At 63.2% G+C, this 22,476-nt stretch carries 21 protein-coding genes; 3 read left to right on the plus strand and 18 right to left on the minus strand.

Annotated features, from left to right (window positions below; all coding sequences use genetic code 11):
* The first annotated feature begins 65 nt into the window (after nucleotides 1–65).
* Nucleotides 66–998: a tyrosine recombinase XerC gene (locus tag EKH55_RS14635; RefSeq protein WP_151611684.1), complete on the plus strand. Its 933-nt coding sequence runs from the start codon at nucleotides 66–68 to the stop codon at nucleotides 996–998.
* A gap of 222 nt (nucleotides 999–1,220) precedes the next feature.
* Nucleotides 1,221–2,300 (plus strand): TraB/GumN family protein, encoded by a 1,080-nt coding sequence (locus EKH55_RS14640; protein WP_069458693.1) that lies wholly within the window; start codon nucleotides 1,221–1,223, stop codon nucleotides 2,298–2,300.
* Nucleotides 2,301–2,303: 3 nt separating this feature from the next.
* Here the strand turns inward: EKH55_RS14640 and EKH55_RS14645 are convergent, their stop codons facing one another.
* From EKH55_RS14645 to sdhC, 17 genes are all read right to left on the minus strand, one after another.
* Entirely contained in the window at nucleotides 2,304–2,777 is a 474-nt protein-coding gene (locus EKH55_RS14645) for a DUF2867 domain-containing protein (RefSeq protein ID WP_069458694.1), read from the minus strand.
* A 270-nt stretch (nucleotides 2,778–3,047) separates the two neighbouring features.
* Complete coding sequence (gene lpdA, locus EKH55_RS14650) at nucleotides 3,048–4,454, minus strand: dihydrolipoyl dehydrogenase (protein WP_069458695.1); 1,407 nt, start codon at nucleotides 4,452–4,454, stop codon at nucleotides 3,048–3,050.
* 26 nt (nucleotides 4,455–4,480) lie between these two features.
* Nucleotides 4,481–5,233 (minus strand): SDR family oxidoreductase, encoded by a 753-nt coding sequence (locus tag EKH55_RS14655; protein WP_069458696.1) that lies wholly within the window; start codon nucleotides 5,231–5,233, stop codon nucleotides 4,481–4,483.
* The gene (locus EKH55_RS14660; protein WP_151611685.1) at nucleotides 5,230–5,730 is read right to left on the minus strand and encodes a hypothetical protein; all 501 of its coding nucleotides are present in this window, start codon (nucleotides 5,728–5,730) and stop codon (nucleotides 5,230–5,232) included. Before EKH55_RS14660 ends, EKH55_RS14655 begins: the two co-directional genes overlap by 4 nt.
* A gap of 2 nt (nucleotides 5,731–5,732) precedes the next feature.
* Nucleotides 5,733–6,374 (minus strand): LysE family translocator, encoded by a 642-nt coding sequence (locus EKH55_RS14665; RefSeq protein WP_151611686.1) that lies wholly within the window; start codon nucleotides 6,372–6,374, stop codon nucleotides 5,733–5,735.
* A gap of 185 nt (nucleotides 6,375–6,559) precedes the next feature.
* Nucleotides 6,560–7,831, minus strand: a complete 1,272-nt coding sequence (odhB, locus tag EKH55_RS14670) for a 2-oxoglutarate dehydrogenase complex dihydrolipoyllysine-residue succinyltransferase (protein WP_151611687.1) — start codon at nucleotides 7,829–7,831, stop codon at nucleotides 6,560–6,562.
* 60 nt (nucleotides 7,832–7,891) lie between these two features.
* Entirely contained in the window at nucleotides 7,892–10,885 is a 2,994-nt protein-coding gene (locus EKH55_RS14675) for a 2-oxoglutarate dehydrogenase E1 component (RefSeq protein WP_069458700.1), read from the minus strand.
* Between the two features lie 255 nt (nucleotides 10,886–11,140).
* Nucleotides 11,141–12,043 carry a succinate--CoA ligase subunit alpha gene (sucD, locus tag EKH55_RS14680; RefSeq protein WP_069458701.1) on the minus strand — a complete coding sequence of 301 codons (903 nt, stop codon included), beginning with the start codon at nucleotides 12,041–12,043 and terminating at the stop codon, nucleotides 11,141–11,143.
* Between the two features lie 6 nt (nucleotides 12,044–12,049).
* A complete protein-coding gene (gene sucC, locus EKH55_RS14685; RefSeq protein WP_151611688.1) occupies nucleotides 12,050–13,246 on the minus strand; it encodes an ADP-forming succinate--CoA ligase subunit beta in 1,197 nt (398 codons plus the stop codon).
* 33 nt (nucleotides 13,247–13,279) lie between these two features.
* Nucleotides 13,280–14,242: a malate dehydrogenase gene (mdh, locus tag EKH55_RS14690; RefSeq protein WP_069458703.1), complete on the minus strand. Its 963-nt coding sequence runs from the start codon at nucleotides 14,240–14,242 to the stop codon at nucleotides 13,280–13,282.
* A gap of 178 nt (nucleotides 14,243–14,420) precedes the next feature.
* Nucleotides 14,421–15,575 (minus strand): cell division protein ZapE, encoded by a 1,155-nt coding sequence (zapE, locus tag EKH55_RS14695; RefSeq protein WP_069458704.1) that lies wholly within the window; start codon nucleotides 15,573–15,575, stop codon nucleotides 14,421–14,423.
* 251 nt (nucleotides 15,576–15,826) lie between these two features.
* Nucleotides 15,827–16,366 (minus strand): protease inhibitor Inh/omp19 family protein, encoded by a 540-nt coding sequence (locus EKH55_RS14705; protein WP_069458705.1) that lies wholly within the window; start codon nucleotides 16,364–16,366, stop codon nucleotides 15,827–15,829.
* A gap of 165 nt (nucleotides 16,367–16,531) precedes the next feature.
* Complete coding sequence (gene msrA, locus EKH55_RS14710; RefSeq protein WP_069458706.1) at nucleotides 16,532–17,128, minus strand: peptide-methionine (S)-S-oxide reductase MsrA; 597 nt, start codon at nucleotides 17,126–17,128, stop codon at nucleotides 16,532–16,534.
* A 233-nt stretch (nucleotides 17,129–17,361) separates the two neighbouring features.
* Nucleotides 17,362–18,141: a succinate dehydrogenase iron-sulfur subunit gene (locus EKH55_RS14715; protein WP_151611689.1), complete on the minus strand. Its 780-nt coding sequence runs from the start codon at nucleotides 18,139–18,141 to the stop codon at nucleotides 17,362–17,364.
* A gap of 18 nt (nucleotides 18,142–18,159) precedes the next feature.
* Complete coding sequence (gene sdhA, locus EKH55_RS14720) at nucleotides 18,160–20,001, minus strand: succinate dehydrogenase flavoprotein subunit (RefSeq protein WP_151611690.1); 1,842 nt, start codon at nucleotides 19,999–20,001, stop codon at nucleotides 18,160–18,162.
* Between the two features lie 7 nt (nucleotides 20,002–20,008).
* The gene (sdhD, locus tag EKH55_RS14725) at nucleotides 20,009–20,389 is read right to left on the minus strand and encodes a succinate dehydrogenase, hydrophobic membrane anchor protein (protein ID WP_071016042.1); all 381 of its coding nucleotides are present in this window, start codon (nucleotides 20,387–20,389) and stop codon (nucleotides 20,009–20,011) included.
* A 12-nt stretch (nucleotides 20,390–20,401) separates the two neighbouring features.
* Nucleotides 20,402–20,794 carry a succinate dehydrogenase, cytochrome b556 subunit gene (gene sdhC, locus EKH55_RS14730; RefSeq protein WP_069458710.1) on the minus strand — a complete coding sequence of 131 codons (393 nt, stop codon included), beginning with the start codon at nucleotides 20,792–20,794 and terminating at the stop codon, nucleotides 20,402–20,404.
* 300 nt (nucleotides 20,795–21,094) lie between these two features.
* Between sdhC and EKH55_RS14735 the strand changes: the two genes are divergently transcribed.
* Entirely contained in the window at nucleotides 21,095–21,745 is a 651-nt protein-coding gene (locus EKH55_RS14735) for a hypothetical protein (protein ID WP_069458711.1), read from the plus strand.
* A 6-nt stretch (nucleotides 21,746–21,751) separates the two neighbouring features.
* On the opposite strand, the gene EKH55_RS14740 is transcribed toward EKH55_RS14735, so the two are convergent.
* A complete protein-coding gene (locus tag EKH55_RS14740) occupies nucleotides 21,752–22,405 on the minus strand; it encodes a class I SAM-dependent methyltransferase (protein ID WP_069458712.1) in 654 nt (217 codons plus the stop codon).
* Nucleotides 22,406–22,476: the final 71 nt, after the last annotated feature.

Below are 22,476 nucleotides of genomic sequence, written 5' to 3' on the forward strand. Positions count from 1 at the left end.
ATGCGTTAGCAAAAACATAAGGCACCAGTGGCATGGTCCGGGCACGCATGAGGACCGGGCCGACGATGAACGAACTTCTTGTGATAGGCCATCCCGAGGTGATGGCGGAGCGTCAACGGTGGCTTGCCAGCCTTGCCGGAGAACGCCGCCTGTCGGAAAAGACGATCGAGGCTTATGAACGCGACACGCGGCAATTCCTCACATTCCTGACGGGGCATCTCGCCAGCCCTCCCCGGCTTGCCGATATCCACAGCCTCCGTCCTGCCGATCTCCGGGGCTTTCTCGCGCAGCGGCGCAAAGGCGGCGCGGGCGCGCGCACGCTCGGACGCGGACTTGCGGGTCTACGCTCGTTCCTGCGTTATCTCGAACGAAACGGCCTCGCCAACGCGGCAGGCGCTGCTGCCGTACGCTCGCCGAAACAGCCGAAATTGCTGCCTAAACCGCTCACCGATCGCGAAGCGCTTAAAGTGGTGACGACGGATGCGCAATTGGCCGAAGAGCCTTGGATCGCCGCGCGCAATGCCGCGGTGTTGACCCTTCTTTATGGCTGCGGCCTGCGCATATCCGAAGCGCTCGAACTGTCGCCTGAAGACATCGCCGGCGCCGCCTCGCTGCGCGTCGTGGGCAAAGGTGGCAAAACCCGCATCGTTCCTCTGATCGACGCGGCGAGCGAAGCGGTTGCGGCCTATCGCCAGCTCTGCCCCTATCACCTCGGCCCCGGCGAGCCGCTGTTTCGCGGCGCCCGCGGCGCCAGGCTGCAGCCGGCGATCATCCAGCGCGAAATGCAGAAGCTGCGCACCGCCCTCGGTCTTCCGGATTCGGCGACGCCGCATGCGCTCCGCCACTCCTTCGCGACGCACCTGCTTGCCGGCGGTGGGGATCTGCGCACCATTCAGGAACTGCTCGGCCATGCCAGCCTCTCGACGACCCAGGTCTATACGGGGGTCGATTCGACCCGGCTGCTCGAAATCTATGATCGCGCCCACCCGCGCGCCTGAAGCGCCAAAACACGCCATTCCGGCCGAGGGACATGCAAACGAATTATGGCCCGCTCTCGACCCTGATCGAAAAACGGGGGCGCACTCCTGGCCAAGATGCATTAGGGTCAGGAGCTGGGGCCAGGAGCTATGATCCGGCGCTTGCCCGTTAACCACGCCCGTTAAGGGTCCTGTGACCATGGAAGCGTAAGGTTCCTTGTTATCACTCGGGAACAGACAGCCATGACGACGATGCTCAGACCCGCCCGCACCCTCGCGGCCAAGGCCGCCGACGGCCTCATCTGGCTGATCGCGCTCATTCACGTCCTGACGGCCGCAAGCCTTGTCCTCGTCCTGCTCACCTTTTCGCCGGCGCGCGCCGCCCAGGAGGTGGAGTGCAGCGGCAGCAATATCCTGGCAGGTCTGGAACAATCCGATCCGGACCGGCTTGCAGCCCTGCGCGAGGAAGCCGCTGCCGTGCCCAACGGAAAGGGCCTGCTCTGGAAGATCGAAGGCGGCGGATTGGCCCCTTCCTTCCTGCTCGGAACCATGCACGTGACCGATCCGCGCGTCCTGGCCATGCCCGCGGGCGCCGCCGAGGCCTTTGCAGCGGCCGCCACCGTGATCGTCGAATCGGACGAGATCATCGACGAGAGGAAAGCCAGCGCCGCCATCATGATGCGGCCCGACCTCACCATGTTCGCCGACAACAGGACGATCGACGATTTCCTCGAGCCGCAGGACCGGGAGCGCCTCGCCGCCGGCCTCAAGGCGCGCGGCATTCCCCTGCCGCTGGTCTCGAAAATGAAGCCGTGGATGATCGCAAGTTTCGTGGCGCTGCCGGCCTGCGAGTTCAGCCGCAAGGCGGCCGGCGCCTCCTTCCTCGACAAGAAGCTCGCCGAAGACGCCGTCGGACAGGGCAAGCGCTTGAAGGGCCTGGAGACGCTGGTCGAACAGCTCTCGGCCATGGATTCGCTTCCCGTCGAATGGCATCTCCAGGCCCTGATCGACACGCTCGCGCTCGGTCGGACGATCGATGACGTCCTGACGACGACGACCGATCTCTATCTCACCGGCGACACCGGCATGATCATGCCGATGATGAAGGCCGTCTCGGCGCAGGTATCGCCCCACGATCTCGGTTATGCCGATTTCGAACAGCGGATCATAATCGACCGCAACAGGACAATGGCAGCCCGGGCCGAGCCGATCCTGAAGCAGGGCAACGCCTTCATGGCCGTGGGTGCGCTGCATCTTCCGGGCAAGGATGGCCTCGTCGAGCTCTTGCGCCAGCAGGGTTTCACCGTCACCCCGGTCGATTGACGGTCATCGCGTCGCATTCAGTTCGGCAAGCAGGGCGGGAACGATCGCCTTGTGAAAGGGCGTCACGGCCGCAAGATAGAGGTAGCCGAACAGGTTTCTGCGGCGCACCAGCGTCGTGATGCCGATGACCTGGCTCTCCGCCGGTCCGTCACGCACCTCGACGACGATACGAAAATCCAGATGGCGGTCGTCGAAGCCAAGGACGGTGGCATGCTCGCTCTCGCACACGATCGAGAAGGCGCCGATCAGGTCTGAATCCGCGGCGGGTGCCGGGGCCTTGAGACCGAGGGGCAACGTCAGCCGATTGCGCAATCCCAAGAGATTTCGCACCCAGCGCGGTGCGCTGCCAAGCGTCCGCCTTGCCGCTTCGAGCGCACTCATGCGCTCGCCGAAAAACAGAAGTTCGTGGCAATCGGCCCAGTCGGCGCCGGGCAAGCATGCGTTCGGCAGGCGGGCGGCTACGCTTCGCGGTCTCATGAACACCAATCCTCCTTCACGCACCAGCCTTTCGGGAGGGCTATGGCTGCGGTGGCGTGTTAAGGATTGCGCCCGATCGGGGCACGAAGGCAGGGGGCCGCTTGTCGCAGCCCCCCGGCCAATTGTCACAGGGGGCCGCTTGTCGCAGCCCCCGGCCAATTGTCACAGGAGCCCGATTGTCACGTGCGCCGCAGCCCTCGAGGGCTGGGGGTTTTACGCAACCGTGCTTTCCGAAAATCGGCTCCGACTTTCGGGGCCGATGCCGTCGAGTCACATGTGGATTGGCTTGGCGAAGGTCGCGAGCGCCGCTTCCTTGACCGCTTCCGACATCGTCGGATGCGCATGGCAGGTGCGGCCGAGATCTTCCGACGAGCCGCCGAACTCCATCAGCACGGCGATCTCGTGGATCATCTCGCCGGCGCCGAAGCCGACGATATGGCCGCCGAGCACGCGGTCGGTTTCCTTGTCGGCGAGGATCTTCACGAAGCCGTCCGTCTGAAGCATGGCGCGGGCGCGGCCATTGGCGGTGAAGGGGAACTTTCCGACCCTGTAGGCGACGCCCGCTGCCTTCAGTTCCTCTTCCGTCTTGCCGACGGAAGCGACCTCCGGCTGGGTGTAGACGACGCCCGGGATTACCTCATAATTCACGTGACCGGCCTGGCCGGCGATGATCTCGGCCACCGCCACGCCTTCGTCTTCGGCCTTGTGGGCGAGCATCGGGCCGCGCACCACGTCGCCGATCGCATAGACGCCGGTAATGCTCGTCTGGAAATGATGATCGATCTCGATCCGGCCGCGGCTGTCGAGGACGACGCCCGCCTTGGCCAAGCCCATATTTTCCGAGCACGGTTTGCGGCCGGTCGCGACCAGCACGACATCCGCTTCGAGCGTGGTCGCCTCGCCGCCCTTGACCGGCTCGAACGTAACCTTGGCGCCGTTGTCCGACTTCTCGACACCGGTCACCTTGGCGCCGAGTTTGAATTCCAGCCCCTGCTTCGTCAGCATCCGCTGAAGCTGCTTGGCGACCTCGCCATCCATGCCGCCGAGAATCGTATCCAGGAACTCGACGACGGTCACCTTGGCGCCGAGGCGCGCCCAGACCGAGCCGAGTTCGAGGCCGATGACGCCGCCGCCGACGACGATCATGCTGGCCGGCACTTTCTCCAGTTCCAAAGCACCGGTCGAGGAGACGATCACCTTCTCGTCGAATTCGAGATCGACGCCAGGGATGCCGGCAACGTCCGACCCCGCGGCGATAACGATATTTTTCGCCTCGAGGATCTGCTCATCGCCATTGTCTTTGGTGACGGAAACCTTGCCTTGGCCCAGAACCTTGCCCAAGCCCTGAAAACCGTCGATCTTGTTCTTCTTGAAGAGGAAGGAGACACCGTCGACATTCGCCTTAACCGTTGCGTCCTTGTGCGCCATCATCTTCTTGAGATTGAGCGTCGGGCTTGCGACCTCCACGCCCAGCGCATCGAGGCCGTGCGCGGCGTGGTGGAACATTTCGGAAGCGTGCAGCAGCGCCTTCGACGGAATGCAGCCGACATTGAGGCAGGTGCCGCCATAGGTGCTGCGCTTTTCGACCACGGCGACCTTCATGCCGAGCTGCGCCGCCTTGATGGCGCAGACATAGCCCCCCGGACCGCTTCCGATTACGATGAGATCATAAGCCATTTGATAATCCTTCTTGGGAGGGGCGGTCACCGGCCGCCACTGACATTAAGAATGGCCCCCGTCACGTAAGTCGCCTTGTCGGACAGGAGATAGAGAATTGCATCGGCAACTTCGCCGGCCGTGCCGGGACGCTGAATGGGGATGGAGGGCGCAAGATCCCGCGCGCGGTCTGGCAGACCGCCGGAGGCGTGGATCTCTGTGTCGATGATGCCGGGGCGAACGGCGTTGACGCGAATGCCTTCGCCGGCAACCTCACGCGCCAGGCCGACCGTGAAGCTTTCGATCGCCCCCTTCGAAGCGGCGTAATCGACATATTGGCCGGGCGCGCCGAGCACGGCTGCGACGGACGAGAGATTGACGATCGAACCGCCGCGCCCGCCGCGACGCGTCGACAGGCGAAGCACCGCCTCGGCGGAGCAGCGGATCGCGCCGGTCACGTTGACGCGAAACATCCGCTCCAGCCGCTCGGGCGAAATCTCGTCGATCCGCTGCGGGGGACCGACGATGCCGGCATTGTTGACGAGCCCGTCGAGCCGCCCGAATGCCGCGTCGACCGCCGCAAAGATTGCCCGCACCCCATCTTCGGTGCCGACGTCACCCTGAACCGCAATCGCAAAGCCGCCGCTTGCAGAAATGCGGCCCACGATATCCTCCGCCGCCTGGACGTTCGCCGCATAGTTGACCGCGACCCGCCAGCCTTCGGCTGCGGCCGCAAGACACACGGCCGCCCCAATGCCGCGGCTGCCGCCGGTCACGAGAAGAACGCGGCGCTCGCTCATGCGGCGCATCCCGTGAACCGAAAAGCGTCGGAACTGTCCGACTGCGCCTTGCCTTCGCCCCAGGCGGTCGAGGCGCGCAGCGACGGTCCGAAATCCGGAAGCAGGATCTGTACGGCAGCCGGTGAGTCCTCCGCTTCGAGCAGGCCGATCTTGCCGGCGCCGTCGACCGTATAGATCGGCCCCTGCCAGACCGTGCAGGCCGACAGCTCGGCACCGGTCACGTCGCCGGTCGGGCAATCATGCATGACGATGCCGTGCGGACGTTCCGGCTCACCGGAGGCCATGACCACCCCGTCGAGAGCCAGGCTGGCGCCGGCAATCCTGATCTTGAAGTGATTGCTGGTGACAGCGGCCTCGGATCCGACCGGCTCGAAGCGGAGCTCATGGCCGGCCTGGTCCTCATAGATCGCGTTTGCCTGGCTGCATTCGCTGGCATGCGCCGGGCATACCCCGAGCGCAAGCGCGAGCGCGGCGAGGAGAACTTTGCCGCCACGCATCGTCAGGCAGCCTTTTCGGTCGCGAGTTTCAGGCCGAGCGCGATGAAGACGAGGCCGCTCGCCCGATCGATCCACTTGCTTGCGCGAGTGAAGGCCGCCCGCATCCTAGGCGTCGTCATGAAAAGGCTGACGCCGACGAACCAGAGGATCAGCGCACTTGCCATAATGAGGCCGTAGCCGAACTTGACCGCCATCGGCGTATGCGCGCTGACGACGGTCGAGAAGATCGACAGGAAAAAGAAGACCGCCTTCGGATTGAGTGCATTGGCCGCGAAGCCGAGACCGAACGCCTTCAGCGCCGACTGCCCCTTGGGCGCGCCGGTGGGCTGCCCCGTCTCGACCGCGATATGCGTCTCACCGGCTCTGAGCGCCTTGACGCCGATATAGATCAGGTAAGCGACACCGCACCATTTGACGATGTTGAAGAGGTATATCGATTGCGAAATGATCAGCCCTAGGCCGAGAATCGTGTAGGTGACATGGAACATCAGCGACGCGCCGATGCCGAAGGCGGTGATGATTGCCGGACGCCGACCGTGCACCAGCGACTGCCGCATCACCATGGCGAGATCCGCACCGGGCGAAACGATGGCGAAGGTGAAGATCGCCATCAGGGATGCCAGTTCGACCAGGTAGTTGCTCATGGTTTGCGACCGATAGTTCGAGGACCCGTATGGTGCCGAAGAGAGAATTGGATGCGCGCAGAGCGTGCGTTTCAGAACCCTAACCGCTGGCTCCGTGCCTGTCGATGCCCCTACCGGTACGCGACCCGACGGTGCGCATCGACAACCTGGCATGGGGGAGAACGAAAGGGGCTGTCGCCCCTTCCTTAGAGATCGAGCACCAGGCGTTCAGGATCCTCGAGGCTCTCCTTGACACGGACGAGGAAGGTCACGGCTTCCTTGCCGTCGACGATGCGGTGATCATAGGAGAGCGCCAGATACATCATCGGGCGGATCACCACCTGGCCGCCGATGGCGACCGGGCGATCCTGGATCTTGTGCATGCCGAGGATGCCGGACTGCGGCGCGTTGAGGATCGGCGACGACATCAGTGAGCCATAGACGCCGCCATTGGAGATAGTGAATGTGCCGCCCTGCATGTCGGCCATCGACAGCGCGCCGTCGCGCGCCGCCTTGCCGAGACGGCCGATTTCTTTCTCGATTTCGGCGATCGACATCTGGTCGGCATCGCGCACGACCGGCACGACGAGGCCCTTCTCGGTGCCGACGGCGACGCCGACATGGCAGAAGTTCTTATAGATGATGTCTGTGCCGTCGATCTCGGCATTGACCGCCGGCAGTTCCTTGAGTGCGTGGGTGACGGCCTTGGTGAAGAAGCCCATAAAGCCGAGCTTCACGCCGTGCTTCTTCTCGAAGACATCCTTGTACTTCGTGCGCAGGCTCATGACCGCGCTCATATCCACCTCGTTGTAGGTGGTGAGCATCGCCGCGGTGTTCTGCGCATCCTTCAGGCGCTTGGCGATCGTCTGACGCAGGCGGGTCATCTTGACGCGCTCTTCGCGTGCAGCATCCTCGGTCGGCGCGGGTGCGCGGGCCTGGACCTTGGCGGGTTCCGCGGCGGCCGGCGCAGAAGTACCCTTGGCGATCACGGAAAGCACGTCGCCCTTCAGGACCTGGCCGCGCTTGCCGGAACCATCGATCTGGTCGGCGGAGAGGTTGTTTTCGGCGATGAGCTTGGCGGCAGCCGGAGCCGGCCGGCTCGCCGCAATCGCAGCGCCCAATATGTCTCCGAGTCCTGCGATTTCCGGATCAGCAGCGGCAGGCTGGGCCTTCTTCTCGGCCGGAGCAGCCGCGACGGGCTCGGGCTTCTTTTCGGCCGGAGCAGCGGCGGCGGCGCCCGCGCCTTCGGCGATCTGGCCGAGCAGCGCGCCGAGGCCGACGGTCTCGCCCGCTTCAACGACGATTTCGGAGAGCGTGCCGGCGGCCGGCGCCGGCACCTCGATCGTCACCTTGTCGGTTTCCAGTTCGAGCAGAGGCTCGTCGGCCTTGATCGCATCGCCGACCTTCTTGAACCAGGTGCCGACGGTCGCTTCGCTGACGGATTCGCCAAGGGTGGGAACGCGGATTTCTGTTGCCATGATTTTTGTTCCGTTGATCAGATATCTGTTTCTGTCGGTTGGCGGACGTGGAGGGCGTAATCACCCCCCCAGCGCGTCCTCGAGGAAGGCGGCAAGCTGCGCCAGGTGCTTGGACATCAGGCCCGTGGCAGGCGATGCCGCGGCCGGACGGCCGGTGTAGCGCACCCGCTGGTACTTGGCGTCGATATGGGCGAGCACCCATTCGAGATAGGGGTCGATGAACGACCAGGCGCCCATGTTCTTCGGCTCTTCCTGGCACCAGACCATCTCCGCATGGCGGAAGCGGCTGAGCTCGTTGATGAGCGCCTTGGCCGGGAACGGATAGAGCTGCTCGACGCGGAGCAGATAGACGTCGTCGATGCCGCGCTTCTCGCGCTCTTCCAGGAGGTCGTAATAGACCTTGCCCGAGCACATCACGACGCGGCGGATCTTCGAGTCCTTCTGCAGCTTGATCGGGCCGTTCTTGTTAACCTCCGCATCGTCCCAGAGCAGGCGGTGGAAGGAGCTTTCGCCGGCCATTTCCGAGAGGCTGGAAACGGCGCGCTTGTGGCGCAGCAACGATTTCGGCGTCATCAGGATCAGCGGCTTGCGGAAGTCGCGCTTCACCTGGCGGCGCAGGATATGGAAATAGTTCGCCGGCGTCGTCACATTGGCGACCTGCATGTTGTCTTCCGCGCAAAGCTGCAGGAAGCGCTCGAGGCGAGCCGAGGAGTGCTCCGGTCCCTGGCCTTCATAGCCGTGCGGCAGCAGGCAGACGAGGCCCGACATGCGCAGCCACTTGCGCTCGCCCGACGAGATGAACTGGTCGAAGACCACCTGCGCGCCGTTGGCGAAGTCGCCGAACTGGGCTTCCCAGAGCGTCAGCGCGTTCGGGCGGGCGAGCGAATAGCCGTATTCGAAGCCGAGCACCGCCTCTTCCGAGAGCATCGAGTTGATGACCTCATAGCGCGCCTGCGTCGGCGACAGGTTGGCAAGCGGGATGTAGCGTTCTTCGGTCTGCTGGTCGTAGAGCACCGAATGGCGCTGCGAGAAGGTGCCGCGCTCGCAGTCCTGGCCCGAAAGGCGGATCTTCGTGCCCTCGGTCACCAGCGTGCCGAAGGCCAGCGCCTCGCCCATGGCCCAGTCGATGCCCTCGCCGGTCTGGATCATGTTGGCGCGGTTTTCCATGAAGCGCTGGATGGTGCGGTGCGCGTTGAAGCCAGCTGGAATCTCGGAGATCTTGCGGCCGACCTCCTTCAACTGCTTCATCGGCACCGAGGTCCGGCCGCGGCGCTGCTCATCCTGGTTGTCGGCGGTGCGCAGGCCCGACCAGACGCCGTCGAGCCAATCGGCCTTGTTCGGCTTGTAGGACTGGCCGATCTCGAACTCCTGCTCGAGTTGAGCGCGCCAATCCGCCTTCATCTTTTCCACTTCGCCTTCGGTCATCAGGCCTTCGGCGATCAGGCGTTCCGAATAGAGCTGCACCACCGTCTTGTGGGCGCGGATCGCACGATACATTTTCGGCTGGGTGAACGCCGGCTCGTCTCCTTCGTTGTGACCGAAGCGGCGATAGCAGAACATGTCGATGACGACCGGCTTGTGGAACTTCATCCGGAACTCGGTCGCGATCTTCGCCGCATAGACCACCGCTTCCGGATCGTCGCCGTTCACGTGGAAGATCGGCGCCTCGATCATCTTTGCGACATCCGACGGATAGGGCGACGAGCGCGAGAAGGCCGGATTGGTGGTGAAGCCGATCTGGTTGTTGATGATGAAATGCACGGTGCCGGCGACGCGATGACCGCGCAGACCCGAAAGCCCGAGGATTTCGGCGACGACGCCCTGACCGGCGAAGGCGGCATCGCCGTGCAGCAGCATGGGCATCACCTTGACGCGCTCGCGCAGCGGAATGATGTCGCCTTCGAAGACGGCGGCGATCTGGTCCTGCTTGGCGCGCGCCTTGCCCATGACGACCGGGTTGACGATTTCCAGATGCGACGGGTTCGCCGTCAGCGACAGGTGCACCTTGTTGCCGTCGAACTCGCGGTCGGACGAGGCACCGAGATGGTATTTCACGTCGCCCGAGCCCTCCACCTCGTCGGGCGCATAGGAGCCGCCCTTGAACTCGTGGAAGATGGCGCGGTGCGGCTTGGCCATGACCTGGGAAAGAACGTTGAGTCGGCCGCGATGCGCCATGCCGAGAACGATTTCCTTGAGGCCGAGCTGGCCGCCACGCTTGATGATCTGCTCCAGCGCCGGAATCAGCGATTCGCCGCCGTCGAGGCCGAAGCGCTTCGTGCCCTTGTATTTGACATCGATGAACTGCTCGAAACCTTCCGACTCGATGAGCTTCTGCAGGATGGCCCGCTTGCCCTCGGGGGTGAATTCGACCCCCTTGTCCGGCCCCTCGATCCGCTCCTGGATCCAGCCCTTCTCTTCCGGGTTGGACATGTGCATGAACTCGACACCCATCGTCGAGCAATAGGTGCGCTCGAGAATTTCGACCATCTCGCGCACGGTCGCGTATTCGAGGCCGAGCACGTTGTCGATGAAGATCTTGCGGTCGTAGTCCTTCTCCTCGAAGCCGTAAGTCTTCGGCGAGAGCTCTTCGTAATCCTCGACCGGGTCGGCAAGGCCGAGCGGGTCGAGCTTGGCATGCAGGTGGCCGCGCATGCGGTAGGCGCGGATCATCATGATGGCGCGGACGGAATCGCGGGTCGACTGATGAACCTCGGCCTCGCTCACCGGAACGCCGGCGGCGGCGGCCTCCTCGGCCTTCGCCTTGACCTTCTTTTCGACGACCTTCTCGACCGTGCCCCAGTCGCCGTCGAGCGCCGAGACGAGTTCGCCATTGGCGGCGATCGGCCAGTTGCTCTTCTTCCAGGAGGCGCCCTTGGCCGCCTTCACCACATCTTCGGGCCGGTCGGCAAGCGTCTTGAAGAAGGCCTGCCATTCGGCGGAAACGGACGACGGATCCGCTTCATAGCGCGCGTAGAGCTGCTCGATATAGGCGGCATTGGCGCCGTCTAGAAACGAAGTGAGCTGGAATTGCTCGTTGGCCTCTTGCCTTGTCATGGTTTCTCGCGGACTTCCATCCGCCTCCTGACTTGAAGATTGGGATGCCGGGTGGTCCCGGCCGTTCATACATGCCTGATGCCGGGATCGGGTGATCGAATGATCGGGAGACAGTCCCGATTCCGGCCTGTGTCGACCGGAGCGGAGTGCCGGACGCCCGCTCGGTGCCCTTGCCGCATCCCGCTCCGATGCCTTCTTTGCGTCGTTCATGGCCCCGACGGGGCGACTTCAGCGCCGCCCTGTCGATCGTATCGTTTAGCCCTTCAGGACCTCGACAAGCGTCTTGCCGAGGCGAGCGGGCGACGGCGAAACGCGAATGCCGGCCGCTTCCATCGCCGCGATCTTGTCTTCCGCCCCGCCCTTGCCGCCGGAGATGACGGCGCCGGCATGGCCCATGGTGCGGCCGGGAGGTGCGGTGCGGCCGGCGATGAAGCCGACCATCGGCTTCTTGCGTCCGCGCTTGGCCTCGTCTTTCAGGAACTGCGCCGCATCCTCTTCCGCCGAGCCGCCGATTTCGCCGATCATGATGATCGACTTCGTCTCGTCGTCGGCGAGGAACATCTCGAGCACGTCGATGAACTCGGTGCCCTTGACCGGGTCGCCACCGATGCCGACCGCCGTCGTCTGGCCGAGACCCTCATTGGTCGTCTGGAACACCGCCTCGTAGGTGAGCGTGCCGGAACGCGACAGCACGCCGACCGAACCCTTGCGGAAGATGTTGCCGGGCATGATGCCGATCTTGCACTCGTCGGGCGTCAGGACGCCGGGGCAGTTCGGGCCGATGAGCCGCGAGGACGACTTTTCGAGCCGCGCCTTGACCTTGACCATGTCGGCGACCGGAATGCCTTCGGTGATGCAGACGATCAGCGGGATTTCCGCTTCGATCGCCTCGATGATCGCCGCAGCGGCACCGGCCGGCGGGACATAGATCACCGAGGCGTTGGCACCGGTGACCTCGCGGCCCTCGGCGACGGTCGCGAAGATGGGTAGCTGTTCGCCCTTGGAGCCGGTCCAGGTCTCGCCGCCTTTTTTCGGATGAATGCCGCCGACCATCTTGGTGCCGTGATAGGCGAGCGCCTGCTCGGTATGAAATGTGCCGGTCTTGCCGGTCAGGCCCTGAACGAGAACCTTGGTGTCTTTATTGATCAGGATGGACATGAAACCTCAGGCTCCCTTGACGGCTGCAACGATCTTCTGGGCGGCATCGTCCAGGTCATCGGCGGAGATGACGTTCAGGCCCGATTCGTTGATGATCTTCTTGCCGAGTTCGACATTGGTGCCTTCGAGGCGTACGACGAGCGGCACCTTGAGGCCGACTTCCTTGACCGCGGCAAGCACGCCCTCGGCGATGACGTCGCATTTCATGATGCCGCCGAAGATGTTGACCAGGATGCCCTTCACCGCCGGATCGGCCGTGATGATCTTGAAGGCGTGCGTGACCTTTTCCTTGGAAGCGCCGCCGCCGACGTCGAGGAAGTTCGCCGGCTCCGCGCCGTAGAGCTTGATAATGTCCATCGTCGCCATGGCGAGGCCGGCGCCGTTGACCATGCAGCCGATATTGCCGTCGAGCGCCACATAGGCGAGGTCGTGCTTCGAGGCTTCGATTTCCTTCTCGTCCTCTTCCGTCGTGTCGCGCAGCGCGACAATATCTTCGTGCCGGAAGAGCGCATTGCCATCGAAGGAGACCTTGGCGTCGAGCACGCGCAGACGGCCGTTCTTCATGACGATCAGCGGATTGACCTCGAGCAGGCTCATGTCTTTCTCGACGAAGGCCTTGTAGAGGATCGGAAAGAGCTTTTCGCCGTCGGCGCGGGCTTCACCCTCAAGTTCCAGCGCGTCGGTGAGCGTCTTCAGGTTCTCGGCCGTGACGCCCGCATTGGGATCGATCGCAACGGTGACGATCTTCTCGGGCGTGTGCTCGGCAACCGCCTCGATGTCCATGCCGCCTTCTGTCGAGACGACGAAGGCAACGCGGCCGACGGAGCGGTCGACGAGGATAGAGAGATAGAGCTCGCGTTCGATGTCGGCGCCGTCTTCGATATAGAGGCGGGTGACCTGCTTGCCGGCGGGACCGGTCTGCTTCGTCACCAGCGTGTTGCCGAGCATTTCCTTGGCGTTGGCGACGACCTCTTCCACCGATTTCGCCAGCCGCACGCCGCCCTTCGCATCGGGCCCCAGTTCCTTGAACTTGCCCTTGCCGCGGCCGCCGGCATGGATCTGGCTTTTCACGACATAGAGCGGTCCCGGCAGCTTGCTTGCGGCCGCTTGCGCCTCGTCGGCGGTGAAGATCGCGACACCTTCCGCGACCGGCGCGCCATAGCCCTTCAACAGGGCCTTGGCCTGGTATTCATGAATGTTCATGGGTTCTTTCCTGTCTGATTGGCCGGACGGCGGTTAGTTCAGGCTGGGTGCAATGTTGATGCAGGCCTCGCAAAGGCCGGCGACGGCCGCTACCGACTTGTCGAAGGCTTCCTTCTCGCCCTTGTTGAGGTCGATCTCGATGATGCGCTCCACGCCGCCGGCGCCGATCACCGTCGGCACGCCGACATACATGTCGTTGACGCCATACTGGCCGGAGAGATAAGCCGCACAGGGCAGCACGCGCTTCTTGTCCTTGAGATAGGCCTCGGCCATCTCGATCGCCGAAGCCGCCGGCGCGTAATAGGCCGAGCCGGTCTTCAGGAGGCCGACGATTTCCGCGCCGCCGTCACGGGTGCGCTGGATGATCTGGTCGAGCTTTTCCTTGGTGGTCCAGCCCATCTGCACGAGATCCGGCAGCGGGATGCCGGCAACGGTGGAATAGCGGGCGAGCGGCACCATCGTGTCGCCATGGCCACCAAGCACGAAGGCGGTGATGTCCTTGACCGAAACCTTGAATTCCTCGGCGAGGAAAAGGCGGAAGCGCGACGAGTCGAGGACGCCGGCCATGCCGACGACCTTGTTCTTCGGCAGGCCTGAGAACTTCTGCAGCGCCCAGACCATGGCGTCGAGCGGATTGGTGATGCAGATGACGAAGGCGTTCGGAGCATATTTCTTGATGCCGGCGCCGACCTGCTCCATGACCTTCAGGTTGATGCCGAGCAGATCGTCGCGGCTCATGCCGGGCTTGCGCGGTACGCCGGCGGTGACGATGCAGACATCGGCGCCTTCGATTGCCGCATAGTCGCTCGCACCCGTCAGCGATGCGTCGAAACCTTCGACCGGCGAAGACTGGGCGATGTCGAGGCCCTTACCCTGGGGGATGCCGTCGGCAATATCGAAGAGGACGATATCGCCCAGTTCCTTGAGGCCGGCGAGATGCGCCAGCGTGCCACCAATCATCCCTGAACCAATAAGTGCGATCTTGTTGCGCGACATGAAAGTGCTTCCTTTGTGATCCATGATCGAGGCCTGAAACGCGGCAAACGCCAAACCTTCGGGAAAGCCCTTAACCGGCAAAGGTTAAAATATCAATCGCTTATTTTTGGTGAAGCAAATTCAATCGGTTAAACGTGAAAATTCTTACGTAAACGTAAGAGTTCTCACTGCTGTTCCATCACAAAACGGTCAATTTTGCAGGGTGTTGGGCGGCATATTCGGCGCTCTGCATCTCGATGAGCCGCGAGACGGTGCGATCGAACTCGAAGCCTTCCGTGCCCTTTTTCGAGGTCAGAAGGTGCTGCGGTTCGGCGACGGCCGAGGCAAAGAGACGGGCGCCCTGGTCGTATAAGGCATCGACGAGAATGATGAATCGCTTCGTCTCGTTGCGCGCCTGCGGCCCGAGATGCGGCACGTGGTCGAGGAAAATCGTCCGGTATCGCGACAGGAGCGCAAGGTAATCGGCTGCGCCGAGCGGCTGGGCGCAGAGGTCGGAAAAGGTGAAGCGGGCGCTGTCGCCGGCGGCTGCCGGCACATGGATCTTGCGGCCCTTGCGGCCGATCTCGGCGGGGACGGCCGGCGCGCCGCCCGTTTCCACGTACCAGGCGCGGTCCATCGCGGCTTCCGTTTCCGGCCCGAGCGGCGACAGCCAGACCGGCTGGCCATCCGTTTTGCCGAGGCGGTAGTCCGTCTCGGTGTCGAGCGACTTGATCTCGGTATTCGCCTTCAGGAGATCGATAAAAGGCAGAAAGAGGCCGCGGTTGAGCCCGTCGCGATAGAGCTCCGACGGCTCCACATTGGAGGTGGCGACAAGGACGCAGCCCTTGGCGAAGAGCTCGCCGAAGAGGCGCGCCAGGATCATCGCATCGGCAATGTCCGTTACCGAGAACTCGTCGAAGCAGAGAAGTCGCGCCTCTCCGAACAGTTCCGAGGCGACCGGCGGAATCGGATCGGCCTGCTTCGTCTCGCCATTCTTGAGCTTCTGCCGGTGCCTGAAGATGCGTTCATGCACGTCGGCCATGAATTCATGGAAATGGGCACGGCGTTTGCGCTCGATCGGAACCGCGTCGAAGAACATGTCCATCAGCATGGTCTTGCCGCGCCCCACCCCTCCGTGGATGTAGAGCCCCTTGACCGGTGTCTGGTGTCTCTTGCGCGCGGCGAAGAGCCAGCCGAGCGCATTGGCCTTGCGCGACGGGCGGCTCGCAAGCAGCTCCGCCGTGAGATGATCGAGCCGCCTCGCGATGGCGGCCTGAGCCGCATCATGTTCACGCTCGCCCCTTGCAACGAGCGTTTCGAGCTTGTGAAGAATACTGTCGTCAGGATTGAGCACGGTGCATCCGCCCGAAAATCGGGCCCGACTGTTGGGCCAATGCGCTACTGCATGTCTCCTTTAATCGACCTCGATTAAAGGGCAAAGACATGCTGCAATTCAAAATGCTACAGCGACCTTTACGCGTCTGATAAGACGCGCGGCGCTGTAATGCATGTCGCCCAAAAGGGCGCAGCGGTTTTGGGGCAACGGCATGCATGAAAACAAGGAACTAGAGCGCGTTGCAAGAATACGCATATACGCGATGCGCTTTAGCGGCTGAGGCTGACCGGCTGGCCGCTATTGGTCGACCCGTCGAAGCGTGCGTCCGCGGTCTTGTAGAGGCGCGCGATCGCATTGCCGTTCCGGTCCTTGAGCACGACCTGCTTGCCGGCCACTTCCCACGACCCCATGGTCGTCAGCTCACCGGCGCAGCCGCGAGTGCCGCCGCGAGAACCGCTGCCGAGATTGGTCAGCGTCAGGAACATGTCGCAGGAGCTGCCGGCGCTCGAGACACGCCAGCTTCCGACCATCGACTCCTTCGTGACGTCCAGAGCACTGGCCGCGGCGGCAACGTCGGTGCCGCCCGGCAAGCCGCCGGGCGTCGTACCGCTCGGCGCGGCCGGGAACTGCGACGTGCTGGTCGTCGGATCCGGCAGCTGACTGGAGGAGACCGATGGCACCGGCGCCGCTTGCAGGGGAGCAGGAGCGCGGGAAATCTCCTGAGAACCGAAGCCACCAAAGGATGTTCTCTGGCATCCGGCCAGCGCGAGCACAATAACAAGCCCTGCCGCCGCATGATAAACCCGCATATCTTTACCCCCGCTATTGTTCGCAGATCATGATGCAATGCGATAATAAGGGCCGAATTACAGCAAATCCACCTGACAAATCAAGGCAAGCCATTTCTGCAACGGCTGTTGCGCATGGGAAACGCTTGCCTGGCGGCCCGGTCGGGCCCGGACCGGCGATGCGCATCAGTGCCTGACCCCGGCATAGGCGCGCTCGCCCCACAGCGCCTCCACCGTTCTGTTTCTGAGGCAGCTGCTCCGGTAATACCAGTAGCGAAGCGGATTTCGTGCGGCGTAGTCCTGATGATATTCCTCGGCCGGCCAGAACCGGGCAGGCCCCTCTACGGGCGTGACGATCGGCCGCCCCAACTCGGCCTCGGCCTTGATCTTCTCCGCCCTCGCATCCATCGCCTGGGCGTCGTCGAGCGCATAGATCGCCGTCGTATAGGCAAAGCCGCGATCGCAGAACTGCCCGCCGGCATCCGTCGGGTCCGTCGTGCGGAGCAGGATGTTGACGAGTTCCGCATAGGAGACCCGGGCGGGATCGAACTTGATGCGGACCACCTCGCGGTGACCGCCCTGCTCATAGGTCTTGTAGGTCGGATTCGGGCTCTTTCCGCCGGCATAGCCGGAGATCGTCTCGAGAACGCCCGGCACGGCGTCGAAATCGGATTCCACGCACCAGAAGCAGCCGCCCGCGAAGATCGCATATTGCGGCTCGGCCGATCGCGCCGGGATGATCAGCAGAAGAAGCGCGGCTAGGCCAATGAACGGGCGCAGCATAGGCGATCTCCATCCTCCGCTGGCGCATCGGCCGAAAATCGAACCCGACTTCGGAAAGCTCCGATGCGCCGATTCAAGCATTACACCGACCTTTGCGCCGCCCTGTAATACCTATCCGCCTGGCCGCGGCTTTCAAATCACATAGCAACACGTCGGTGTGAGAGCCGTGATAAAGAAGACGGCGAGCCACCTTCGTGGCCCGCCGCCCAAATCGCCGGACCGGATGCCGACCGTCAGAACCGCCGCTCGACAAGCATCTTCTTGATCTCGCCGATCGCCTTGGCCGGGTTCAGGCCCTTCGGACAGGCCTGGGCACAGTTCATGATCGTGTGGCAGCGGTAGAGCCGGAACGGATCCTCGAGATTGTCGAGCCGCTCGCCGGTTGCCTCGTCTCTGGAATCGATCAGCCAGCGATAGGCCTGCAGCAGGACGGCCGGGCCGAGATAGCGGTCGCCGTTCCACCAGTAGCTCGGACAGGATGTCGAGCAGCAGGCGCAGAGAATGCACTCGTAGAGCCCGTCGAGCTTGGCGCGATCCTCATGGCTCTGGCGCCATTCCTTGGCCGGCGTCGGCGAAACCGTCTTCAGCCAGGGCTCGATCGACCGGTGCTGGGCGTAGAAATTGGTGAGATCCGGCACGAGGTCCTTGACCACCGGCATGTGCGGCAACGGATAGATCTTTACCGCGCCCTTGACCTCGTCCATGCCCTTGGTGCAGGCGAGCGTATTGGTGCCGTCGATGTTCATCGCGCAGGAACCGCAAATGCCCTCGCGACAGGAGCGACGCAAGGTCAGCGTCGGGTCGATGTTGTTCTTGATGTAGAGCAGCCCGTCGAGCACCATCGGCCCGCAATCGTCGACATCGATATAATAGGTATCGATGCGCGGGTTCTTGCCGTCGTCCGGATTCCAGCGATAGACCCGGTATTCACGGAAATTCGTCGCGCCGACCGGTTTCGGCCAGACCCGGCCTTCGGTGATCTGCGAGTTCTTGGGAAGAGCGAGTTCAACCATATGCCTTAATCCTCGAGATCAATAGACGCGCGCCTTCGGCTCTATCTTCTTCGCATCGATGCCGTCCGCAATGAGCTCGGTGTGGACAGGGCGATAGTCGAGCCGGACCTCGCCGGCTTCATTCACCCAGGCGAGCGTGTGCTTGCGCCAGTTGACGTCGTCGCGTCCGCCGAGCGGCCCTTCCGAGTAGTCCTCACGCGCATGCGAACCGCGGCTCTCCTTGCGGGCCTCGGCGCCGTAGATGGTGGTAATGGCGTTGGCCATCAGGTTTTCCAATTCCAGCGTCTCGACGAGATCGGAGTTCCAGATCATGGAGCGATCAGTGACCTTGACGTCCGCGAGTTCCTTCCAGATCGCGGAGAGGCGGCGGCAGCCGGATTCGAGCGATTCCTGCGTGCGGAACACCGCCGCGTCGTCCTGCATGGCGCGCTGCATCTTGTCACGCAGCACCGCCGTCGGAGTTCCGCCATTGGCGAAGCGCAGCCGATCGAAGCGATCCATGATGCGATCGCAGGCAGCCGTATTGACCTCCGGCACCGACTCATTGCGGTCGATGATCTGCCCGGCGCGGATCGCCGCGGCGCGACCGAAGACGACGAGATCGATCAGGGAGTTTGAGCCGAGCCGGTTGGCGCCGTGCACCGAGGCGCAGCCCGCTTCGCCGACCGCCATCAGGCCCGGCGCGAGGCGCTCGGGGTTCTGGGCGTCGGCATTCAGCACTTCGCCCCAGTAATTGGTCGGGATGCCGCCCATATTGTAGTGGACGGTCGGCAGCACCGGGATCGGCTCGCGGGTCACGTCGACGCCGGCGAAGATCTTCGCCGATTCCGAGATGCCTGGCAGGCGCTCGTGCAGCACGGCGGGATCCAGGTGGTCGAGATGCAGGAAGATATGGTCCTTGTTCTTGCCGACGCCGCGGCCCTCGCGGATCTCCATCGTCATGCAGCGCGACACGACGTCGCGCGAAGCCAGATCCTTGGCCGAGGGGGCGTAGCGCTCCATGAAGCGCTCGCCCTCGGCATTGACGAGATAGCCGCCCTCGCCGCGCGCACCTTCGGTGATGAGACAGCCCGCGCCATAGATGCCGGTCGGATGGAACTGGACGAATTCCATGTCCTGCAGCGGCAGGCCGGCACGCGCGATCATGCCGCCGCCGTCGCCGGTGCAGGTATGCGCCGATGTCGCCGAGAAATAGGCGCGGCCGTAGCCGCCGGTCGCCAGTACGACCATCTTCGCGGCGAAGCGGTGGATCGTGCCGTCGTCGAGGTTCCAGGCGACGACGCCGGTGCAGCGGCCGTCGTCGGCCATGATCAGGTCGATCGCGAAATATTCGATGAAGAATTCGGCGTTGTTCCGGAGCGACTGGCCGTAGAGCGTGTGCAGGATCGCATGGCCGGTGCGGTCGGCCGCCGCACAGGTGCGCTGCACGGGCGGGCCTTCGCCATAGTTCTGCATGTGGCCGCCGAAGGGCCGCTGGTAGATCTTGCCTTCCTCGTTGCGCGAGAAGGGCACACCATAATGCTCGAGCTCATAGACCGCCTTCGGCGCTTCCATGGCGAGATATTGCATGGCGTCGACGTCGCCGAGCCAGTCCGACCCCTTCACCGTGTCGTAGAGATGCCATTGCCAGCAGTCCGGCGTCATGTTCCGCAGCGAGGCGGCGATACCGCCTTGGGCCGCAACCGTATGCGAGCGCGTCGGGAAGACCTTGGTAATGCAAGCGGTCTTGAGGCCCTGCTCGGCCATGCCGAGGGTCGCGCGCAGGCCCGCGCCGCCGGCGCCGACGACGACGACGTCGAAGGCGTGGTCGACATATTGATAGGTCTTGCCGTTTGCAGCGGCTGAACTGATCGATGCCATGACGAAATTATCCTGCAAAAGCGATCTTCAGGATGGCGAAAAGACAGAGGCCGCCGATCGCGATCGCAAAAAACGTGTTGAGCATGAGGAGTGCGATCTTGGCGCCCTCGGCGTGAACATAGTCTTCGATGATGACCTGCATGCCGATCCGCATGTGGGTGAGCGCGGAGGTCACCACCAGAGCCATGACCACGGCGACGAACGGGTTCGAAAGCGCCGCGACGATTTCCGCATGCGGGGCCCCGGCATAGCGGGCAACGAAGAACACGAAGAAGATCAGCAGCGGAACATTGGCGACGGCGGTCAGGCGCTGGCGCCAGAAGTGATCCGTGCCCTCCTTGGCCGAACCGAGACCGCGGACCTTGCCGAGCGGCGTGCGCATATTCATGGTGAATCCCTTTCAGCGCGCCAGAAAACCGATGATCCAGATGAGAAGCGTCAGCGTCACCGAACCGGCGAGCGTCGCCTTGGCCATCTTCGTCGCGAAGTGCTTCTCGTAACCGTAGCCGAGGTCCCAGGCGAAGTGGCGGATGCCGCCCAGCATGTGATGCATCAGCACCCAGGTGTAGCCGAAGAGCACGATCTTGCCGATCAGCGTCCCGAACAGCCAGCTGACCCAGTCGTAATAGGCCGCACCCGAGGCAGCGGCGATCAGCCACCAGGCAACCAGAATCGTGCCGAAATAGAGTGCACCGCCCGTGATGCGGTGCATGATCGACATGACCATCGTCGGAATCGGTTTGTAAATCTGAAGATGCGGCGAAAGCGGCCGGCTTCTTGTGACATCCGTCATCGGAACCTCACGAAATGGCCGGATAAACCCCCGAAATCCATGCTTATCCGGTATCGCACCCGATTGTGCGCAATTCAGTCCTCCGGACCTTTAATCACCATATTGCTTAACGACAAGTATGTTTGCAGTGCAAAATAAATAAAATCGATTAGACGAAAAGCGGCATTTTTACGTCCGGGCGAGACATTCGCCGCCGTTAACGATGCGGCGAAAAAGCCAATCATTTCCGTGACATTTGCCCGCGATTGCCGCAGGATGCGGTTAACGTTTCGTTAACGGTGATCGGGAGGCGAGGGCAGGATGTTTCTGCTGCGAGCGGTTCATGCGACCAAAGTGCTAGTACTGGCGGTAAGCCTTGCCATGCCGGTCGGCCTGCCGGCGACGGCGGGGGATGGCCTCGCGCAAGTCCAGACGCGGGTACGCCATAACCAATTCAAGCACCGCCCGCTGCACCACGCATTTCGCAAGCCGCATGATCGTCATCGCTTCCTTGCCGGGAAACGGCGCCAGCGCTCGGTCACGACCAGCATCGGCTTTTCGTCGATCGGCTCGCGGGATTTGTTCAGCGTCGACACCAAGACCCGGCACATCCGGCTGAAGGACCGTCGGCACCGTTTCTCACGCCGAGACCGCAAGGCGCTTCCTCGCGTCATCGTCATCGGCGGCTATGCGCCCCTCTCCTATGGCAGCCATGTCGGCTATGACAGCTATGACAGCTATGAGGTGCCTTCGGTGATCCCGGGCATCGGAACCTATGCCGGCAATCTCTCCGCCTATCGCGACGAGGGCAACGGCATCTATTTCAGCCGGGCGAGCAGCTATGGCTATATCGCCGAGAACGGCTTTTATCCCCAGGCGCCGGGCAAGCGCGCGAAAATCATCGTCGTCACGCCCGGAACGAATGCCAGCGCCTGCTCCTTCGAATCGGGCGTGTGCGTCGTCCGGCCGTGAACTCTGTCATCCGGTCTCGGCGAACCGCCAGACCGTCGTCCGTTTGACTTCGCTGTCCTCGAGCGCCCGGGTCACCGGCACCTCATAGGTCGCAAGCGCCGACATCATCTCGCGCGGGCAATAGCTTCGACCCGGATCGCCGACGAGAACGGCAGCACCGGCTTGCGCCAGTGCGCCGAACCACGGTCGAAGAAGGTTGGCAAATTCCTTGTCGTAGAAAACGTCACCGGCGAGATAGACCTCCGCTTCTCGTTCCCGGCCGATGATGTTCCTGCCGAGGAAGTCGACCGCGACGCGGTTCAACTCCGCATTGAGCCGCACCGCCGTCCCCGCCCAGGGGTCGATGTCGACCGCGACGACGTCTTGCGCACCGGCCATCTTCGCGGCAATCGCCACAAGGCCGGAGCCGGCGGCGAAATCGACGACGCGGCGTCCGCGCACGCATTCCGGATGGTCGAGGACGTAGCGCGCCAGCCCCTGCCCGCCCGCCCAGGCAAAGGCCCAGAACGGCGGCGGCAGCCCGATCTCCTCCAGTTCCTCCTCCGTCTTCAGCCACAGATCATGCGCTTCGTTCGCGAGATGCAGCCGGATTTCCGGCACATGCGGCGGCGAGAGAATGCCCGTATTGGCGCGGATGAAGCTTTCGGGATCGGTCTTCAAGATAAGGGACTCTCAGAGCGTAACCCGAAAAGTGGGTACTGGTTTTCGGACAAATCACGCGGCAAAAACAA

Source organism: Sinorhizobium alkalisoli (genome assembly GCF_008932245.1).
GTDB classification, from domain to species: Bacteria; Pseudomonadota; Alphaproteobacteria; order Rhizobiales; family Rhizobiaceae; genus Sinorhizobium; species Sinorhizobium alkalisoli.